Origin of the sequence: Mycobacterium sp. MFM001 (genome assembly GCF_003402475.1) — a bacterium.
Classification (GTDB): domain Bacteria; phylum Actinomycetota; class Actinomycetes; order Mycobacteriales; family Mycobacteriaceae; genus Mycobacterium.
Genome location: NZ_BFAB01000001.1, coordinates 615511 through 631410 on the forward strand (window position 1 = coordinate 615511; position 15900 = coordinate 631410).

Here is a 15900-nt window from a genome sequence, read left to right on the forward strand (position 1 = left end):
GTCGCGCAGTGCAACACGACGGTCAGGTCTTGCGTAGCGGTGCGGGACTCCACAGCCCGCTGCGGGTGGCCGAGCCCAGATCCAGGCGGGCCGGCGTCGCATCCGGGTAGTACGGGGTCAGCTGCTGCAGCGCGCCCCAGTCACGCGACCAGTCGTCCTTCAGATAGGTCGGCACGGTTGTCGCGCGGTCCAGCAACTCAGTGACGCCCAGCGGCCCGCCGCCGTTGTTGTCCATCACCGGCGAGTTGGCTTCGGCGCCGAACCGGTCCGGCAGGATCCGCCACTTCGGCGCCTCGATGACGCCGTTTTGATGACCGAACGGTCGCTGGCAGGGAAACGCCAGCCCGACCAGCCAGTCCAGCAGTACCGGATCGGTCGAGCCAACCACCTGCTGCAGCGTGCGCAGCCGCGGAATCCGTGGCGGTGTCAAGGCGATCCAGTGCTGCGGCGCCAGGTCGTCGTCGGTGGCCACCACCCGCACCTGGGTGGCGCTGTCCGGCAGCGCCGCCAGTGGCGCCCTAAGGTTGCGCCACGCCGGCGCAGCCCCGACGTCGGCGAATCCCATTGAGCCGGCGGGCTTTCCGTCATCGCCGGCCCATTGCACCTGCACTTCGCCGGGGTCGAATCGGCCCGCCGCCGACACGACCAGCAGTGGCCCGGCTTCGTCACGAGGCGGCAGCCGATACCACGCCGACCGCAGCAGCGCCGGCACCTGTACGCCCGAACGCCAGCTGCCGAGCACCGGGGTGCGGGCCGAGTCGAGGTTGTAGGGCAGTCGTGCCCGTGAGCCGTTGATGCCCGGTGCGGCCGTCGTCCCACCTTCGGTGCCGGCCTCGCTGCTGGTGACCATCCCGTCGTCGTTGACGAAGCTGCGGTCGCCGGGCCGTTCCATCACCGGGTCGGCCGACACGTCGGCGGGAATGCCGTTGGGGTCGAAGCCTTCTGCGAAGGCGGCGCCCAGTGACTCGTTGAGCGGCGCCCCGATCGGCGTCAGCATGCCTGCGTTCGGGTCCTGCTCGACGAGCACGTCCTCGGCCATCCCGCAGGTCTTGCCGGTCAACGCCTGCAGATTCGAACGGCCCACCGACCATGCAGGGTATTGGTCGGTCATCCCCAGCGTCAGCGACAGTACCTCGAAGAAGACCAGGAACCAGGCGGCAATGCCCAACGGGGACTGCATGATTCGCGGCATCGCGCGTCCCGAGTCGCCGTTGTTGACGAAGTGGAACCACGCCGCGGCAAGCAGCACCACGACGGTCAGTCCCAGTAGCACGGTAGTGAAGCCGAATCGCCACTCCGGGAACGCATTCGACCACGGCACACCGAAATTCGAGACGTACCACCAGCCGTTGACGCTGGCGAACGACAGCGCCACCACGAACAGCACCAGCGCGGCGAACATGGTGCGGTTGCGCCGGGAGCGCATCGCTGCTGCCGTCACCGCGACGGCGGCGAGCGCTCCCAGCGAGCCGGCCAGCCCGGCGAACACCCCGAAATGGTGGGTCCACTTGGTGGGAGTGAACATCATCGCGATGAACGAGATGATCGTGATGCCGATGATGCGCCGGCTGGGACCCGCGGCGGTGCCCGGAATTCGCCCCTTGCGCAACGACATTGCCACCGACACCGCCAGCGCGACCAGCAACGCCAACACCGCGAAGCGGCGGGCCACCGACCCGTCGGGGCTGGCCATGAACAGCCGCTCGTAGCGGATGTGCTCGTCGAACCAGGAGAGGCTCGGTCCGACAACGGATTTGAGCATGTTCGCCTGGATCTCGCCCGCGAACGTCTGGTCCCGGAAGATCAGGATCACGGTGACGCTCACCGCGGCCAGGATCGGGGCAACCAGCGGCAGCACGCCGAAGCGTTTGGTGCGGCGGTGCAGGATCGTGCGCAGCGGCCCGATCGCCACCAGCAGCGCGCCGATCGACGCGATACCGGTCGGCCCGGAGAACAGCGTCAGCGCGCCGATGATGCAGGCGACCGCCACCGGCAGCAGCCGGCTGGTGGCCACCGCCCGCTCCACCGAGCACCAGGTGAGCAGGATGCCCAACGCGATGATCGGCTCCGGCCGCAGCCCGTTGTTCAGCGGCAGCCAGAACGCCAGGAACACGCCGGCGGCCGTCCACGCTGCGGTGCGGCTGTGCTTGACGGCATCCCCGAGCCGGGGGATGACTTCGCGGCTGATCACCCACCAGCAGGCCAGCGCCATCAGCAAGGTGGGCAGCCGCATCCAGATGCTGGCGGTGGTGACGTGCGCCCACAGCGCCAGAAGGTCGTAGTACCAACCGAACGGCGCCTCCGGCGTGCCGAACCATCGGTAGTAGTTCGCCATGTATCCGGCATGCTCGGACACCCGGGCCATGGTCAGGATGTAGCCGTCGTCGGCGGTGTTGGCCCCGACGAAATGCCACCACACCAGCACCGCGGTGACCAGCGCGTCGAGCCCGCTGATCGACCACCAGCGCGGCGGGAGGAACCGGCGGTGCTGGGTGGAGTCGGAGGTGTCCAGGATGTGCAGCGCAACCAGCGCGGCGATGGTCAACGCGACGCCGAGGATCATCGCGCCCAGCTTCAGCCAGGTCGGGGCGCTGCTGTAGCGGGTGTCGATCGTCGCCGACAGCTGCAGGCCGGGCGGCGCCGGCCCGGACAGGTCGGTGAAGACGCCGACGATCTGCGGCCGGAAGTCGTAGCCGCCGCGTTCGCCGCGCAGCGGCTCACCCGGGTGCTCGGCGTTGGGTCCTTGGCGTAGCCCGACGAATTCGCCGGTGACCTTGTCGGCGTGCGCGGTGAAGGTCAGCTTCTGGCAGGCGGGGCTCAGCACCTGGCTCAGCGGCGCCACCACCACCGGTGTGTTGCGCACGATGACCAGCAGGTCGTCGTTGACCCGCTCGATCAACAGGCCGCGGTCGACGGCTTTCGGGGCCTGCTTGGGCACGGTGGACAACAGCACCGTCTTGGTTTTGGTCAGCTCCGCCGCGGCCTGGCACGGAATGGTGATGTTCAAATCGGTGGCCACGTAGCCGATCAGCGGTGCTTCGACGCTGGCCAGCACACCGTTTTGCGGCCAGTTCAGTTCGGCGGTGGTCTGTTTGACCGGCAGAAAAGGGGTGGCGATCGCCAACAGCGTGCCGAGCAGACCGGCGACGACGGCGACGACGCGGGCGGCCCGATAGTTTGCTCCCGTGTCGCTCACGGGGCTAGATGCTAGTTGCCCGGTCTGGGCGGTTTCGGTGGCCATCAGCGCGCGGTCCGGACGGCCAGCACGAAGGGGCCGATGTCTTTGACGGTGAAGCGCGGGTCGGCGAACAGGGCGGCTTTGAAGTCCACCGTGTAGCGACGCACGTTGGGCTGGTTGGGGTAGACGTCTTCGGCCAGCCGCAGCGTGTAGGTGTCGTTCGCGCCTTTGCGCATCAGAAAGACGGTCGGCGGCTGCCAGGGCAGGGTGTCCAGAGCGTGGACGAACTGGTCGGCCGCTTTGAGCTTCGACCACGCCTTGATTGCCGCGGCTCGCTTGTCGAACTGCGCCAGCGGGTTGGCGTAGTGCGACGTCAACCCCTGGAAGCCCCAGTACGGGTAGTAGGACAGGAAGCTGTAATCGGCTGTGAGCACGACGGTTTCGTCGCGCGGCTGACCGGTGAGCTGGGTGATGGTGGCGTCGATGGCGGGATAGTACTTCTCGGCGCTGGGCGGACGGCGATCGCCGCGGTGGCCGTGGCCGTCGGTGTCGGTGTAGGCGATGGTGATGTCTGCGCGCAGCACGCCGGGAATGTCCTGACTGAAGCCGATCGCCCCGGCCAGCCCGAGGGCGACTGCCACCGGCACGACGGCGCGGCTGCGTCCGGCCAGCGCGCGGGTGCCCTCGATGAAGCCGAACGCCCCGGCGGCGGCCAGCAGCACGGTCAGCGTCGGCTGCAGCCGGAACGACAGCAGCGTGGTCCTGGCCAGCGTGGTGAGCATCGACAGCAGCGACCACAAATAGACGGCGACGACGCCGATCGCCAGGGCGCCGGCCCGCGTCGACGTGCGGGCCCGCACCACGAGCCACAGCGTGCCCAGCATGCACAGCGCGCCCAGCAGGGTGAACTGCAGCATCGGGAAGGTCAGCTCGGCGCCGTCGGCCGGCAGGTAGTGGAAGGCGCTGCCGGTGTTGCTGACCGGGTCACGCGCGACGCGCAGCGCGAACGGCAGCCAGGTGGTCGCCCCGATGGCGGCGGCGATGACGGCGATGACGGCCAGCCGGATCAGCGGGTCGATACGCCGCCGGGAGGCCGCCACCAATACCGCCATCAGGGTCACGGTGAACGCGCTGAACACAAATAGCAACGTGTAGAAGGTGGCGGTGAAGCCGAGGAAGATCCCGGCGCCGACCACGGCCGCCCACCCGTGCGCGAGTGTGCGGCCAGCCGCACCGTCGACCTCGGCCGTGCGGCCAGCCGCACGTTCGGCGGCCCGCAAGCCCGACCACGTCAGGACCAGCACCGGCGGCAGCAGCACCGTGATCATCGCCGAGTACGGCTCGGGGGAGCTGTAGGCCAGCGTCACCGCGGCGGTGGCGGCGGTGACGATCAGCGCGTACTCGAAGCGGATCATCCGCCACCACAACACCAGCGCCACCGCCACCGCGATCGTGATCGACGTGATCGCCCACGGCTTGTACATCTCCCAGGCCGGTGTTCCGGTCAGCGCGGCGACGCGTCCACCGATCCAGAACCAGCCCGGCGGGTAGAACGGCGGCAGGCCTTTGTAGGTCATGTCGGCCAGCGCCGAGCTGTCGGCGAGCCGGGTCAGGTATTCGGTGCGGAACTGTTGGTCGACCGAAATGCCGTGCAGGTAGAGCTTGGTGGCGCCCAGCGGCATACCCAGCGTCACCACCGAAAACGCCGACACGAAGACCAGCCCGCCCAGCTGTGCCAGCCAGCGCGCTGTGCCGCGCCGCCAAAGCCAGCCTGCGCCAACCAGTCCGGCGAGGCAGCCGACCTGGCCCACTGTGGTCAGCGCGTGCAGTTGGTTCGACGACGGGTAGGCCGGCCAGTTCACGCTGGCGATGGCTCGCAGCGAGATCACCGCGACCGCAACGGCCACCGCGGCAGCGAGCAGCATCTGGCCGATGGTGGCCAGCGCGTTCCGCATGCTCAGATGGGTAGCTTGCGGAAGATGGGCCGCGGAATGTGTCGCAACACCATCATCACATAGCGGAATGCTCCTGGCGCCCAAACTAATTCCTTACCTTTCGCGGATGCGGTGACCGCGAGGTTGGCGACGTATTCTTTGTCGACGGTCAATGGCGCTTCTTTGATGTGGGCGCTCATCCGGGTCCGCACCTGGCCGGGCCGGATGACCAGCACCCGAACGCCGTACTCGCGCAACGCTTCACCGAGGCCGAGGTAGAAGCCGTCCAGTCCGGCCTTGGTGGAGCCGTAGACGAAGTTGGAGCGCCGGACCCGTTCGCCGGCCACCGTGCTCATCGCGATGATCTGGCCGAAGCCCTGGGCGCGCATCTTCTCGCCGAGCAGCACGCCCACCGAAACCGCTGCGGTGTAGTTGACTTCGGCGATCTGCACGGCCTTGCGCTGGTTCTGCCAGAGTTCTTCGGCGTCACCGAGCAGCCCGAACGCGACGATCGCGACGTCGACGTCGCCGTCGGCGAAGGCCTGCTCGATCACCTTGGGGTGACTGTCGGTGTCGACCGCGTCGAAGTCGATCACCTCGACCGCCTTGGCGCCGGCGGACTTCATCTGCGCGACCGCGTCGTCGCGACCGGGGTCGTCTGGCATGCAGGCCAACACAATTCGGGCGTGTGCGTTCTGCAGGTAGCGCTCGCAGATCGCCAGGCCGATTTCGGACGTTCCCCCGAGCAGCAGGATGGTCTGCGGATTACCTACGGCGTCAAAGACCATCTACAGCAGCTCCAAACGTCGGGCCATGTCGGATACGAACACTCCGGTCGGATCGACCTTGCGGCGCACCGCAATCCACTCGTCGATGCGCGGATACATGGCATGGAACATCTCCGCGGTCGTGCGGGAATCCTTCGCGGTGTACAGCCGGCCGCCGAATTCCAGGACGCGGCGGTCGAGTTCGTTGAGGAACTCATTGAGGCCAGGCTTGATCTGGAAGTCGACGCAGACGTTCCAACCAGGAATCGGGAAGCTCAGCGGTGCTTGGTTACCCGGCCCGAACAGCTTGAAGACGTTGAGCCACGAGTAGTGACCCGAGCGCTGGATGTCGTACATGATGCCCTTGAATTCCTCGACCGCTTCGACGGGCACGACGAACTGGTACTGCCCGAAACCAGCCGGGCCGTAAGCCCGGTTCCACTCGGCGACCATGTCCAGCGGATGGTAGAACTGCGTGAGGTTCTGTGCCTTGCCGCGATAGGTTCCGGACTTGCGGTACCAGAGTTCGGTCAGCGTGCCGAAGATCGGCTTGTTCGCCAAGCCGTTGGGAAAGATATCGGGCATCGTAAAATATTGCGGCGCATCGAATTTGAGCGGGTTTTTCTGCAGCTTCTTCGGCAGCTGCTCAACGGTGGCCAGCGACCCCCGCGAGATCACCGCGCGACCCAACTTCGGTGGTGCGCTGATCGCATCGAACCAGGCAGACGAATAGGTGTAGTTGGCCTCGCTGCCGTCGCTGTGGAAAGCGATGGTCTCGTCGAGGCCGGCAGTGACGTCGCCGTCGGCGATGAAATATGCCGTCTCGGTGGGGGTCATCTCGATGGTGGCACGCAGCACGACGCCGGTCAGCCCGTTGCCGCCCACGGTTGCCCAGAACAACTCGGCGTCGTCGCCGTCGGGCGTCAGGCGGCGAATGGTGCCGTCGGCCATCAGCAGATCCATGGACCGGACATGCTGGCCGAAGCTGCCCGCGCTGTGGTGGTTCTTGCCATGGATGTCGCAGGCGATCGCGCCGCCGACGGTGACCTGCCGGGTGCCCGGCAGCACCGGCACCCACAGCCCGAACGGCAGGGCGGCTTTCATCAACTGGTCCAGGTTGACCCCGGCGTCGACGTCGACCAGGTGGGTGTCCGCGTCCATCGAATGGATGCGGTTGAGCACCGTCATGTCGATGACCAGCCCGCCGCCGTTTTGCGCGTTGTCGCCGTAGGAGCGGCCGAGCCCGCGGGCGATCACGCCGCGGTCGCCCGCGTTGGCCACCGCCTTGGCGATCTCGTCCGTGTCGCGGGTGGAAAGCACTGTGGCTACCGAGGGAGCGGTGCGGCCCCAGCCTGTGAGCCGTTTGGTCGTCAACATCGTCAAAGAGGGTACCGCCTGGGCGGGCGGCGTCAGCGCAGCCGGAAGATCACTGAGCGCTGCACGATGAAATTGATCACGGTGGCCGTACCCTGCGCGATCACGAAGGCGACCGGCCTCGCCCACGGGTGCTCGTGGTACTCGAACAGCTCCAGGCACACATGGTTGAGCCCGACCTGCGCGGTGAAGGTGATTCCGTAGAGCACCATAACTGCGACGAATCGGGCGGTGCTCGGCTCTGCCTGGAACGTCCAGCGGCGGTTGATCAGGTAGGCGGTGATGGTGCCGGCAACGAAGCTGGTCGCCTTGGCGGCATCGATCTGCACGTGCGCCACCAAATCGAGAAGCGTGTAGAGCCCATAGTCGACGATCGCGGACAGCCCGCCGGTGACGACGAACCGCCACACCTGCGTGGTCAGACTCAGGTGCGCGCGCGGCGGGGCGATCTCGGCCATCGCGGGGAGTCTACGGCCCGGGTGGGCTACGTCGGGTATTTGACGTCGAGCAGCTCGACCTGGCTTTCGCCGGCCGGTGTCGTGTACGTGACCTTGTCTCCCGGCTTGCGGCCGGACAGCGCCATGCCCAGCGGGCTGCCCGCCGTCAGCGTCTCGGCTTCCCGGCCGACGGGGGTTTCTTCGACGACGGAGATCACGTGCATGGTCACCACCGAACCGTCGTCGAACCGCACGGTCACCTCGGTGCCGCCGGGCAGCGCGCCCGTTCCGTTTTGCGGCGACGGCCCGGTCCGCAGCAGCCGGTCGAGTTCGATGATCCGCTCGTCGAGGCCGGCGAGCTCGTCGGCGCGCTGGATGGCGTCGGCGGCGTCGGCGTGGTCGCTGACGCTGCCGCGGTCGTTTCTGACTTCGACCTCGAGGCGTTCGCGCCGTTCCCGGAGCCGGTCCAACTCCGCGGTAATGCGTTCGCGCGACTCATCGGAAAGCCCCGTGGATTCGACTTCCTCGCTCACCCTTCGCACCTGTCCTCAGGGCGCAGCGGCGATTGCGAGCCCGGAGCGCCTCGATTGTTGTTTGGTCCGATTATTCCTACAGCGAATCGGCGTGGTGGCGTTTCGCGGTCAAGAGAGACGATGGCCGCGGCGTCCGCGAAACACGTCCTTGATCCTCTCGCCGGCGCTCCTCAGCTCCGATTTGCCTCGATCGGCTATGCCCCGATTTTCCAGCCTGCGGTTACCGGTCACACGGCCGATGTTTTCCTTCGCCTTGCCGCGAAGCTCCTGCAGCCTGTTCCTGGCCTTGTCGGTGGCACCCATGGTCAGCCCTCCGTCCGTCGTGTCAATCGGATACCCGCAGGCGGGTCCACTCAACCGCCGCCCAGAACCGCAGCCCTGGCAGCGATCTCGCGACGCGTTACACCCAGTACGGCACGCGTGCGCGGTACTGCCGCATGGCGAACGCCGCGAAAATCCAACCCACGACCGTCAGCACCAGCACCACCGCCCAGTGCCGGAGCTCCTGATGGGCGCCCAGCAGCGGGGCGCGCACGATGTCGAGGTAGTGCAGCAGCGGGTTGAGCTCGACGATCTGGCCCCACCGTCCCGCGCCCTGCTGCCGCAGCGTGTCGTCGTTCCAGATGATCGGCGTCATGAAGAACAGCAGCTGCACGACGGAGAACAGCAGCGGGCCGATGTCGCGGTAGCGCGTCGCCAGGATGCCGAAACACAGTGACACCCATACCGCGTTGAGCACGATCAGCCCCAGCGCGGGAATCACCGACAGGTCGGCCCACGACCACGGTTTGGGATAGATGATCGCGATCACGACGTAGATGACGATGTTGTGCGCGAACAGGATTACCTGCCGCCACACCAGCCGGTAGACGTGCAGACTCAGCGGCGCCGGCAACTGCTTGATCAGGCCCTCGTTGGCGACGAACACGTCGGCGCCTTCCATGATCGCGGCGTTGATCAGGTTCCAGACGATCAGCCCGAGCGTGACGTAGGGCAGGTGCACCGCCAACTCGAGATGAAACAGCTTGGAATACAAGCCGCCCATCGCGACGGCGGTGGTGCCGGTCGCGATCGTGATCCAGAACGGCCCGAGCACCGAGCGGCGATACCGCTGCTTGATGTCCTGCCAGCCCAGGTGCAGCCACAGCTCGCGACGAGCGAACCCGTCAACCAGATCCCGCCAGGCCCGGGTTAGCGTCTTGGATTGCGCCGCGACATCCGTGATTGTCATGGCCTGCCGAACCTTTCTCGACGGCCCAAGCGCCGCAACCGAATCCACTCCGCGAGCCCTTTGACGTCGCGGCGGGATACCAGGAAAAACCAGCCGAACCGCAGCCACTCCTGCAGAAGCAGCCGGCGAAGACCCGGCTGCGCCAGCAGATAGCCGCGGTTGCGATAGGTGAAGAACCGCTTGGCCGGGTCTTCCGGATACTGGGTGTGCATTCGCCCGCCCAGGATCGGCTTGAACTCCGCCGAGCCGCAGGGGTGCAGATAGGCGGTGTCCAGGCAGGTCCCGAATGCCAGCCCGGAGCGCACCAGCCGGCGGTGCATCTCCACCTCGTCGCCGCGGACGAACAGCCGCAAGTCGGGCACCCCGATCACGTCGAACGCCGACGTTCGGAAAAGCGCGCCGTTGAACAACGATGCGATGCTCGGCAACAGGTCCTGTCCCTCAGCAGTGCGCAGCTCGGCCGCGAACCGGCGCCACACCAAGCCCCGGCGAAGCGGGAACGCCAGCCGTGCCGGGTCGTCGGCGTTGCACACCATCGGCGAAACCTCGGCCAGGCCGTGCTTTTCGGCGCACGCCAGCAGCGTGGCCAGCACCCGGCTGTCGGCCGGGTGGCCGTCGTCGTCGGCCAGCCACACCCAGTCGGCGCCCAAGGCCAACGCGTGCAGAATACCGAGCGCGAAACCGCCTGCGCCGCCGAGGTTTCGGCGCGACCCTAGATACGTCGTCGGGATCGGCTCGCCGGTCACCAGCTCGCGCACCCGGTCCTCGTTGGCGTTGTCGACCACGATCAGGTGATCCGGCAACCGGGTCTGCGTAACAAGCACGTCCAGCGATTTGGCCAGTTCGTCGGGGCGCCGATGGGTAACGACGACGGCGCAGATCATTGGGGAACCTCGTCGAGCACCTCGCGCACGTGCCGGGCGGCGTCCTCGCCCTCGTAGGCGCGCACGACGTCCTCGATGCCGCCGGTCATCCGGATGGTGCCGTGGTCGATCCACATCGCGGTCTTGCACAGCCGCGCCAGGAATTCGTTGGAATGGCTTGCGAATACCAGGATTCCGGAGCGCTCCACCAGGCGCTGCAGCCGGGTCTGAGCCTTCTTCAAAAACTCGGCGTCCACCGCGCCGATGCCCTCGTCGAGCAACAGGATCTCCGGGTCGATGCTGGTGACCACACCCATCGCCAGCCGCACCCGCATCCCGGTGGAGTAAGTGCGCAGCGGCATCGACAGGTAGTCACCGAGTTCGGTGAACTCGGCGATCTCGTCGACCTTGGCCAACATCTGCCGTCGCGTCTGCCCGAGGAACAGCCCGCGGATGATGATGTTCTCGTAGCCGGAGATCTCCGGGTCCATTCCGACGCCGAGATCGAAGACCGGCGCCACCCGGCCGGTGACCGACGCCGAGCCGCGGGTGGGTTCGTAAATGCCCGAAAGTAGCCGCAGCAGAGTCGATTTCCCGGCACCGTTGTGCCCGACCAGCCCCACCCGGTCACCCAACTCCAGCGAGAGAGTGATGTCCCGCAGCGCCTCGATGACGACGACGTTGGAGGTGTTGCGTCCGATCGTGCCGCCGGCCTTGCCCAGGAAGGTCTTCTTCAGCGAGCGCGACTTGGCGTCGAAGATGGGAAACTCCACCCACGCGTTGTGCGTCTCGATGTGGGGTGCTGCCACGGATGTCTGCTTACAGGTATTGCCCGGTGCCCGACTGACCGTGTCCGCCCCGGCTTACCCCCGGTGGCAGGGCGCCGTGGCGCATCTGCTCGAGTTGCGCGCGGGCGGCCATCTGCTGGGCGAACAATGCCGTCTGGATCCCGTGGAACAGGCCTTCCAGCCAGCCGACCAGTTGAGCCTGGGCGATCCGCAGTTCGGCGTCCGACGGCGTGTTGTTGCTGAACGGCAGCGTCAACCGGTCGAGTTCTTCGCGCAACTCCGGCGCCAGGCCCTCTTCGAGCTCGCGGATGCTGGTGGCGTGAATCTCGCGCAGCCGGTTGCGGCTGGCGTCGTCGAGCGGTGCGGCGCGGACCTCCTCGAGCAGCTGCTTGATCATCGTGCCGATCCGCATCACCTTGGCGGGCTGCTCGACCAGGTCGGTCAGCGACTGGTCATCGTCGTCGTCGCTCCGCTCGGTCATCAGCCGCGGGTCGACGCCGATGATCTCGACGTTGTCGTCGCTGTTGTCGGTACTCAATGCAGTCACCATCCTCGTCATGATTCAGAAGTTGTCGGAGTGGCCGCGCCACTCGAAGATCCGGGCTTCGCCGTTGTCATAGATCTTCACCCACGACTTGGACTTCTCGAGTGAGACTAGCCCGTCGGGCATTGCGAACCCCCGGACCGTCGGCGTGCTGGTCAGGACGTAGCGGATATTGAGTACCCGAATCGCCTCGGCGGCCCGCGGATCGGTGTCGGCGTCGTCGGCGTAGGCCCAGAAGTTGAACCGGTGGTAGCCGGGGCCCTGCTGCTGCGGGTAGTCGTAGTGTGTCCACAGCGGGTGCAGGCCGGCCACTGCGTACATCCAGGCGGTGCCGTCGGTGTTGCCGTTGCCGATCAGGGTGTCGCGGGCGCCGGGAAGCCTGGCCAGATACGCCATTGCCTCCAGATCCCGCTGGTCGACCATCACCGAGTCGTACTTGTCGCCGAACAGAAACCGGTGCCGCGGAAAGTAATGCCAGGTGCTGACCAGAACGACTGCCAGCAGCAGAGCGGCGGTGAGCCAGGCCGACGCCGGGGAGGGCAGCCGCCGGGCCACGAGGGCGACGACGGTGAACAGCCCGACTCCGGCCATCAGCATCAACAGCAGCGTCGTCGCCGCCGCGATCCGGCGCGGATCCTTGTAGAAGAACTCGTCGAACGCACCGGCCAGCGCTCCGATCGGGCCGCCCAGCGGGGTGCCGGCGTCGACGTTCATCACGATCAGCAGCAGCCATACCGCCAGCGGCCACCAGATCCTGCGAACCAGCAGGACGATCCCGCCGACGGCCGCGACCAGGATCAGGGCGTACTGCACCGGAAAGTCGTTGAGGTGGCGGGAGTGCTGGAACACCGCGTCGAACAGTCCGCGCTTCTTGGACAGGTAGGTCAGAAACGAGTGGCCGGCGATGATGTCTTCCTGCTGCTTGACGGCCCAGAACTGCGGCAGCAGCACCAGGGCGGTCGGCACCGCGACGGCGGCCAGAGTCCACACGTCGGCAAGGCGCCCGCGCACCGGATGCCACAGTGCCTCCAGCAGCCACCACGCCGCCAGCAACAGCACGGCGACGACGCCGCCGGTGATGTGCACCGAGAAGACGCCCACCAGCGCCAGCACCGCCAAGGGGATGCGGTCGCGGTGCCGCAGCGTGGAGGTGATCAACGCGAACGCGGGCACCGCGAGCCCGTAGGCGGTCAGGTTGGGCATCGCGGCGGTGTCGAACTCGACGTAGGGCACCGCGGTGAACGACGCCGAGAGCGCCGCCGCGGTGGCGGCTGCCCCGGCGGTGTGCCACTCGCTGGTGTGAGTGCGCAGCACCCGCCAGGTGAGCACCGCAGCGCTGACCGGAAACAGCCAGATCGCCGCCGCCAGCGAGCTCAGGGTGTAGCCGGTGGTGGCCGCCACGCCGGTCAGCTGGCAGTCCACCGCGGCCAGCGCGTGAAACGCCGACGGGTAATACAGCAGGGCGTGGGTCTCCACGTTGCGCAACTCGCCCATGTGGGTCGACGAGGCCTGCCCGGTGTCGAGGATGAACTTGACGGTGTTGGCGTGCCAGACCGCGTCCCAGGTGCTGGGGATTGATTGCCAGTGCGGAATGCCGCGCAGCGCCGCGTACCAGATCAACAGCACGCCCAGCAGCACACCGGCCGCCACTGTGGCGGCCGGCCAGCCCGTAACGGCTCGTGATTCCCCTTCGGTATCTCGGTAGCGGGCCAGCAGCACCCGCAAACCGGCCACCACCACGGTGACGACGGCCAGGGCGGCCAGCGCAGTCCAAGCGTTCCAAGGGATTCCGACGGCGCCGAACGGGATGATAGCCAGCGCGATAACGCCGTAAGTCAGTGCCGGGCCAACCACGATCGAGATGGGCCAAGTTAGCTGAGCGCTGCGTGCGACGATTGCCCCCGGCACTATCAGCAAAAACAACGCGATCAGCGTTCCTAAGGTCAGCCCCACTGGACTAGTATGGCTGGCCGGGTGACCTGGCTCGGGACGGCGGGGACGTATCTGGGCGCCCCGCTACTGTCGCGGTTTGCGGAATTGCGGGAACTCTAAGGTGGCTGGCATGGCATACGACGTCGCCCGGGTGCGCGGACTACACCCGTCGCTGGGTGACGGTTGGGTGCACTTCGACGCGCCGGCCGGGATGCTGATCCCGGACTCGGTGGCCACCACCGTGTCGACGGCGTTCCGCGGCTCGTTCCCCAGCCCCGCCGGTCCGCATCCGTCGGCGCAGCGCAGCGCCGCTGTACTGGAGGCAGCGCGTCAGGCGGTGGCCGATCTGGTCAACGCCGACCCGCGGGCCGTGGTGCTGGGTGCCGATCGCGCGGTTTTGCTGGCATCGCTGGCCGACGCATCGTCGTCGCGAGCAGGGCTGGGCTACGAGGTGATCGTCACCCGTCTCGACGACGAGGCGAATATCGCGCCGTGGTTGCGCGCAGCAAACCGATTCGGCGCCAAGGTGCGCTGGGCTGAGGTTGACATCGAGACCGGTGAGCTGCCGACCTGGCAGTGGGAGAGTCTGATCGGCAAGTCGACGCGATTGGTTGCCGTGACGTCGGCGTCGGGGACCTTGGGCACCATCACCGATCTGCGCGTAGTGACCAAACTGATCCACGACGTCGGCGGTTTGGTGGTCGTCGACCACTCGGCGGCCGCACCGTACCGACTGATCGACATCAACGAGATCGACGCCGACGTGGTGGCCGTCAACGCGGTCGGGTGGGGCGGTCCGCCCGTCGGGGCGTTGGTGTTTCGCGATCCGGCGCTGATCAATTCGTTCGGCTCGGTGTCGACGAATCCGCACGCCACCGGTCCGGCGCGCCTGGAGCTCGGCGTGCACCAGTACGGGCTGCTGGGTGGTTTGGTCCGTAGCATCGAATACCTGGCCTCGCTGGACGAGTCGGCACACGGCACCAGGCGCGAAAGACTCGTCGTGTCAATGGAATCCGCCGCGTCGTACATGAACCAGATCTTCGACTACCTGATGACGTCGCTGCGCTCGCTGCCGTTGGTGGTGGTCATCGGCCAGCCCGAGTCGCGCATACCGGTGGTCAGTTTCGCCGTGCACGAGGTGCCCGCCGAGCGGGTGGTACAACGGTTGGCGGACAACGGAATTCTAGCGATCTCCAATGCCAGTTCGCGGGTGCTCGACGTGATCGGCGTCAACGATGTCGGCGGCGCGGTGACGGTCGGGCTGGCGCATTACTCGACGATGGCCGAAGTCGACCAGTTGGTGCGGGCGCTGGCCTCACTCGGCTAGCGTCAGCACGATCTTGCCGGTCACCCGGCCCGACGACAGCATCCGATGCGCCTCGGCGGCCTCCTGGATCGGCATCCGCGCGCCGATGACGGGCCGGACGCGACCGTCGGCAAACATCGGCCACACCGACTCCACCACCGCGGCAACAACGACGCTCTTGCCGTTGGGGCCGTCGACGGGACGGCCCCGCAACGCCGTTCCGATTACCCGTGCCCGTTTGCTGACCAGCTTGCCGAGGTTGAGTTCGCCCTTGACGCCGCCCTGCATGCCGATGACCACCAGCTGGCCGTCGCTGGCCAACGCGTCGATGTTGCGGTCCAGGTAGGCGGCGCCCATGATGTCGAGGATCACGTCCGCGCCCCCTCCGTCGGTTGCGTCCTTGACCCGGGAAACGAAGTCCTCGTCGCGGTAGGCGATCGTCACTTCGGCGCCCAGTTCGCGGCAGAGCTCCAGCTTGGGCGGCGAGCCGGCGGTGATCGCGACCCGCGCGCCCAGCGCCCGGGCCACCTGGATGGCGTGGGTGCCGACGCCGCTGGCCCCGCCGTGGATCAGGATTAGCTGGCCCTCGCCCAGATGCGCCGTCAACACCAGGTTCGACCACACCGTGCACGCCACTTCCGGCAGCCCGGCGGCGTCGAGCAGGTCGACACCGTCCGGAATCGGCAGAAGCTGACCAGCGGGAACAGCGACGTATTCGGCGTAGCCGCCGCCCGCCAGCAAAGCGCAGACTTCTTGCCCGACCGACCAGCCGGTGACGCCCTCACCCACCTCGGCGATCACCCCCGACACCTCCATGCCGAGCAACTCGCTGGCGCCCGGCGGCGGCGGGTAGTGACCGGCGGCCTGCAGCACGTCGGCCCGGTTGACGCCAGCGGCGCTGACTTTGACCAGCACCTCGCCGCGGCCCGGTTTGGCGTCACCGACCTCCTGCCACAGGAGTTGATCGGCAGATTCGGCAACGATCGCATGCATGGCCGCCACGCTACTACCTG

General features: G+C 67.3%; 14 protein-coding genes. 1 reads left to right on the forward strand and 13 read right to left on the reverse strand.

Going from position 1 to position 15900, the window contains the following annotated elements; translation table 11 throughout:
* Window positions 1-22: 22 nt before the first annotated feature.
* The 12 genes from MFM001_RS02960 to MFM001_RS03015 form a co-directional block, all read right to left on the reverse strand.
* Complete coding sequence (locus MFM001_RS02960) at window positions 23-3241, reverse strand: arabinosyltransferase domain-containing protein (protein WP_116373334.1); 3219 nt, start codon at window positions 3239-3241, stop codon at window positions 23-25.
* Entirely contained in the window at window positions 3241-5133 is a 1893-nt protein-coding gene (locus MFM001_RS02965) for a galactan 5-O-arabinofuranosyltransferase (RefSeq protein ID WP_116373336.1), read from the reverse strand. The genes MFM001_RS02960 and MFM001_RS02965 overlap by 1 nt, the downstream gene beginning before the upstream one ends.
* Before the next feature lie 2 nt (window positions 5134-5135).
* A complete protein-coding gene (locus MFM001_RS02970; protein ID WP_116373338.1) occupies window positions 5136-5900 on the reverse strand; it encodes a decaprenylphospho-beta-D-erythro-pentofuranosid-2-ulose 2-reductase in 765 nt (254 codons plus the stop codon).
* Window positions 5901-7256 (reverse strand): FAD-binding oxidoreductase, encoded by a 1356-nt coding sequence (locus MFM001_RS02975; RefSeq protein ID WP_116373340.1) that lies wholly within the window; start codon window positions 7254-7256, stop codon window positions 5901-5903. It abuts the gene before it with no gap.
* A 32-nt stretch (window positions 7257-7288) separates the two neighbouring features.
* The gene (locus MFM001_RS02980) at window positions 7289-7711 is read right to left on the reverse strand and encodes a GtrA family protein (RefSeq protein WP_116373342.1); all 423 of its coding nucleotides are present in this window, start codon (window positions 7709-7711) and stop codon (window positions 7289-7291) included.
* 26 nt (window positions 7712-7737) lie between these two features.
* Window positions 7738-8223: a GreA/GreB family elongation factor gene (locus tag MFM001_RS02985; RefSeq protein WP_116373344.1), complete on the reverse strand. Its 486-nt coding sequence runs from the start codon at window positions 8221-8223 to the stop codon at window positions 7738-7740.
* Between the two features lie 108 nt (window positions 8224-8331).
* Complete coding sequence (locus tag MFM001_RS02990) at window positions 8332-8526, reverse strand: CsbD family protein (protein WP_116373346.1); 195 nt, start codon at window positions 8524-8526, stop codon at window positions 8332-8334.
* 97 nt (window positions 8527-8623) lie between these two features.
* Entirely contained in the window at window positions 8624-9454 is an 831-nt protein-coding gene (locus MFM001_RS02995; RefSeq protein ID WP_116373348.1) for an ABC transporter permease, read from the reverse strand.
* The gene (locus MFM001_RS03000) at window positions 9451-10338 is read right to left on the reverse strand and encodes a glycosyltransferase (protein WP_116373350.1); all 888 of its coding nucleotides are present in this window, start codon (window positions 10336-10338) and stop codon (window positions 9451-9453) included. The genes MFM001_RS02995 and MFM001_RS03000 overlap by 4 nt, the downstream gene beginning before the upstream one ends.
* Window positions 10335-11126 (reverse strand): ABC transporter ATP-binding protein, encoded by a 792-nt coding sequence (locus tag MFM001_RS03005; protein ID WP_116373352.1) that lies wholly within the window; start codon window positions 11124-11126, stop codon window positions 10335-10337. Before MFM001_RS03005 ends, MFM001_RS03000 begins: the two co-directional genes overlap by 4 nt.
* Before the next feature lie 10 nt (window positions 11127-11136).
* On the reverse strand, window positions 11137-11667 hold the full coding sequence (locus tag MFM001_RS03010) for a bacterial proteasome activator family protein (protein WP_192886841.1): 531 nt from the start codon (window positions 11665-11667) through the stop codon (window positions 11137-11139).
* The gene (locus MFM001_RS03015; RefSeq protein ID WP_116373356.1) at window positions 11668-13602 is read right to left on the reverse strand and encodes a DUF6541 family protein; all 1935 of its coding nucleotides are present in this window, start codon (window positions 13600-13602) and stop codon (window positions 11668-11670) included. It abuts the gene before it with no gap.
* A gap of 109 nt (window positions 13603-13711) precedes the next feature.
* Here MFM001_RS03015 and MFM001_RS03020 point away from each other — a divergent pair, with 109 nt between their 5' ends.
* A complete protein-coding gene (locus MFM001_RS03020; protein WP_116373358.1) occupies window positions 13712-14908 on the forward strand; it encodes a cysteine desulfurase-like protein in 1197 nt (398 codons plus the stop codon).
* Here MFM001_RS03020 and MFM001_RS03025 read toward each other — a convergent pair.
* Window positions 14897-15880 carry an NAD(P)H-quinone oxidoreductase gene (locus MFM001_RS03025; protein ID WP_192886829.1) on the reverse strand — a complete coding sequence of 328 codons (984 nt, stop codon included), beginning with the start codon at window positions 15878-15880 and terminating at the stop codon, window positions 14897-14899. The two genes, MFM001_RS03020 and MFM001_RS03025, sit on opposite strands and share 12 nt — an antisense overlap.
* Between the last annotated feature and the right edge of the window lie 20 nt (window positions 15881-15900).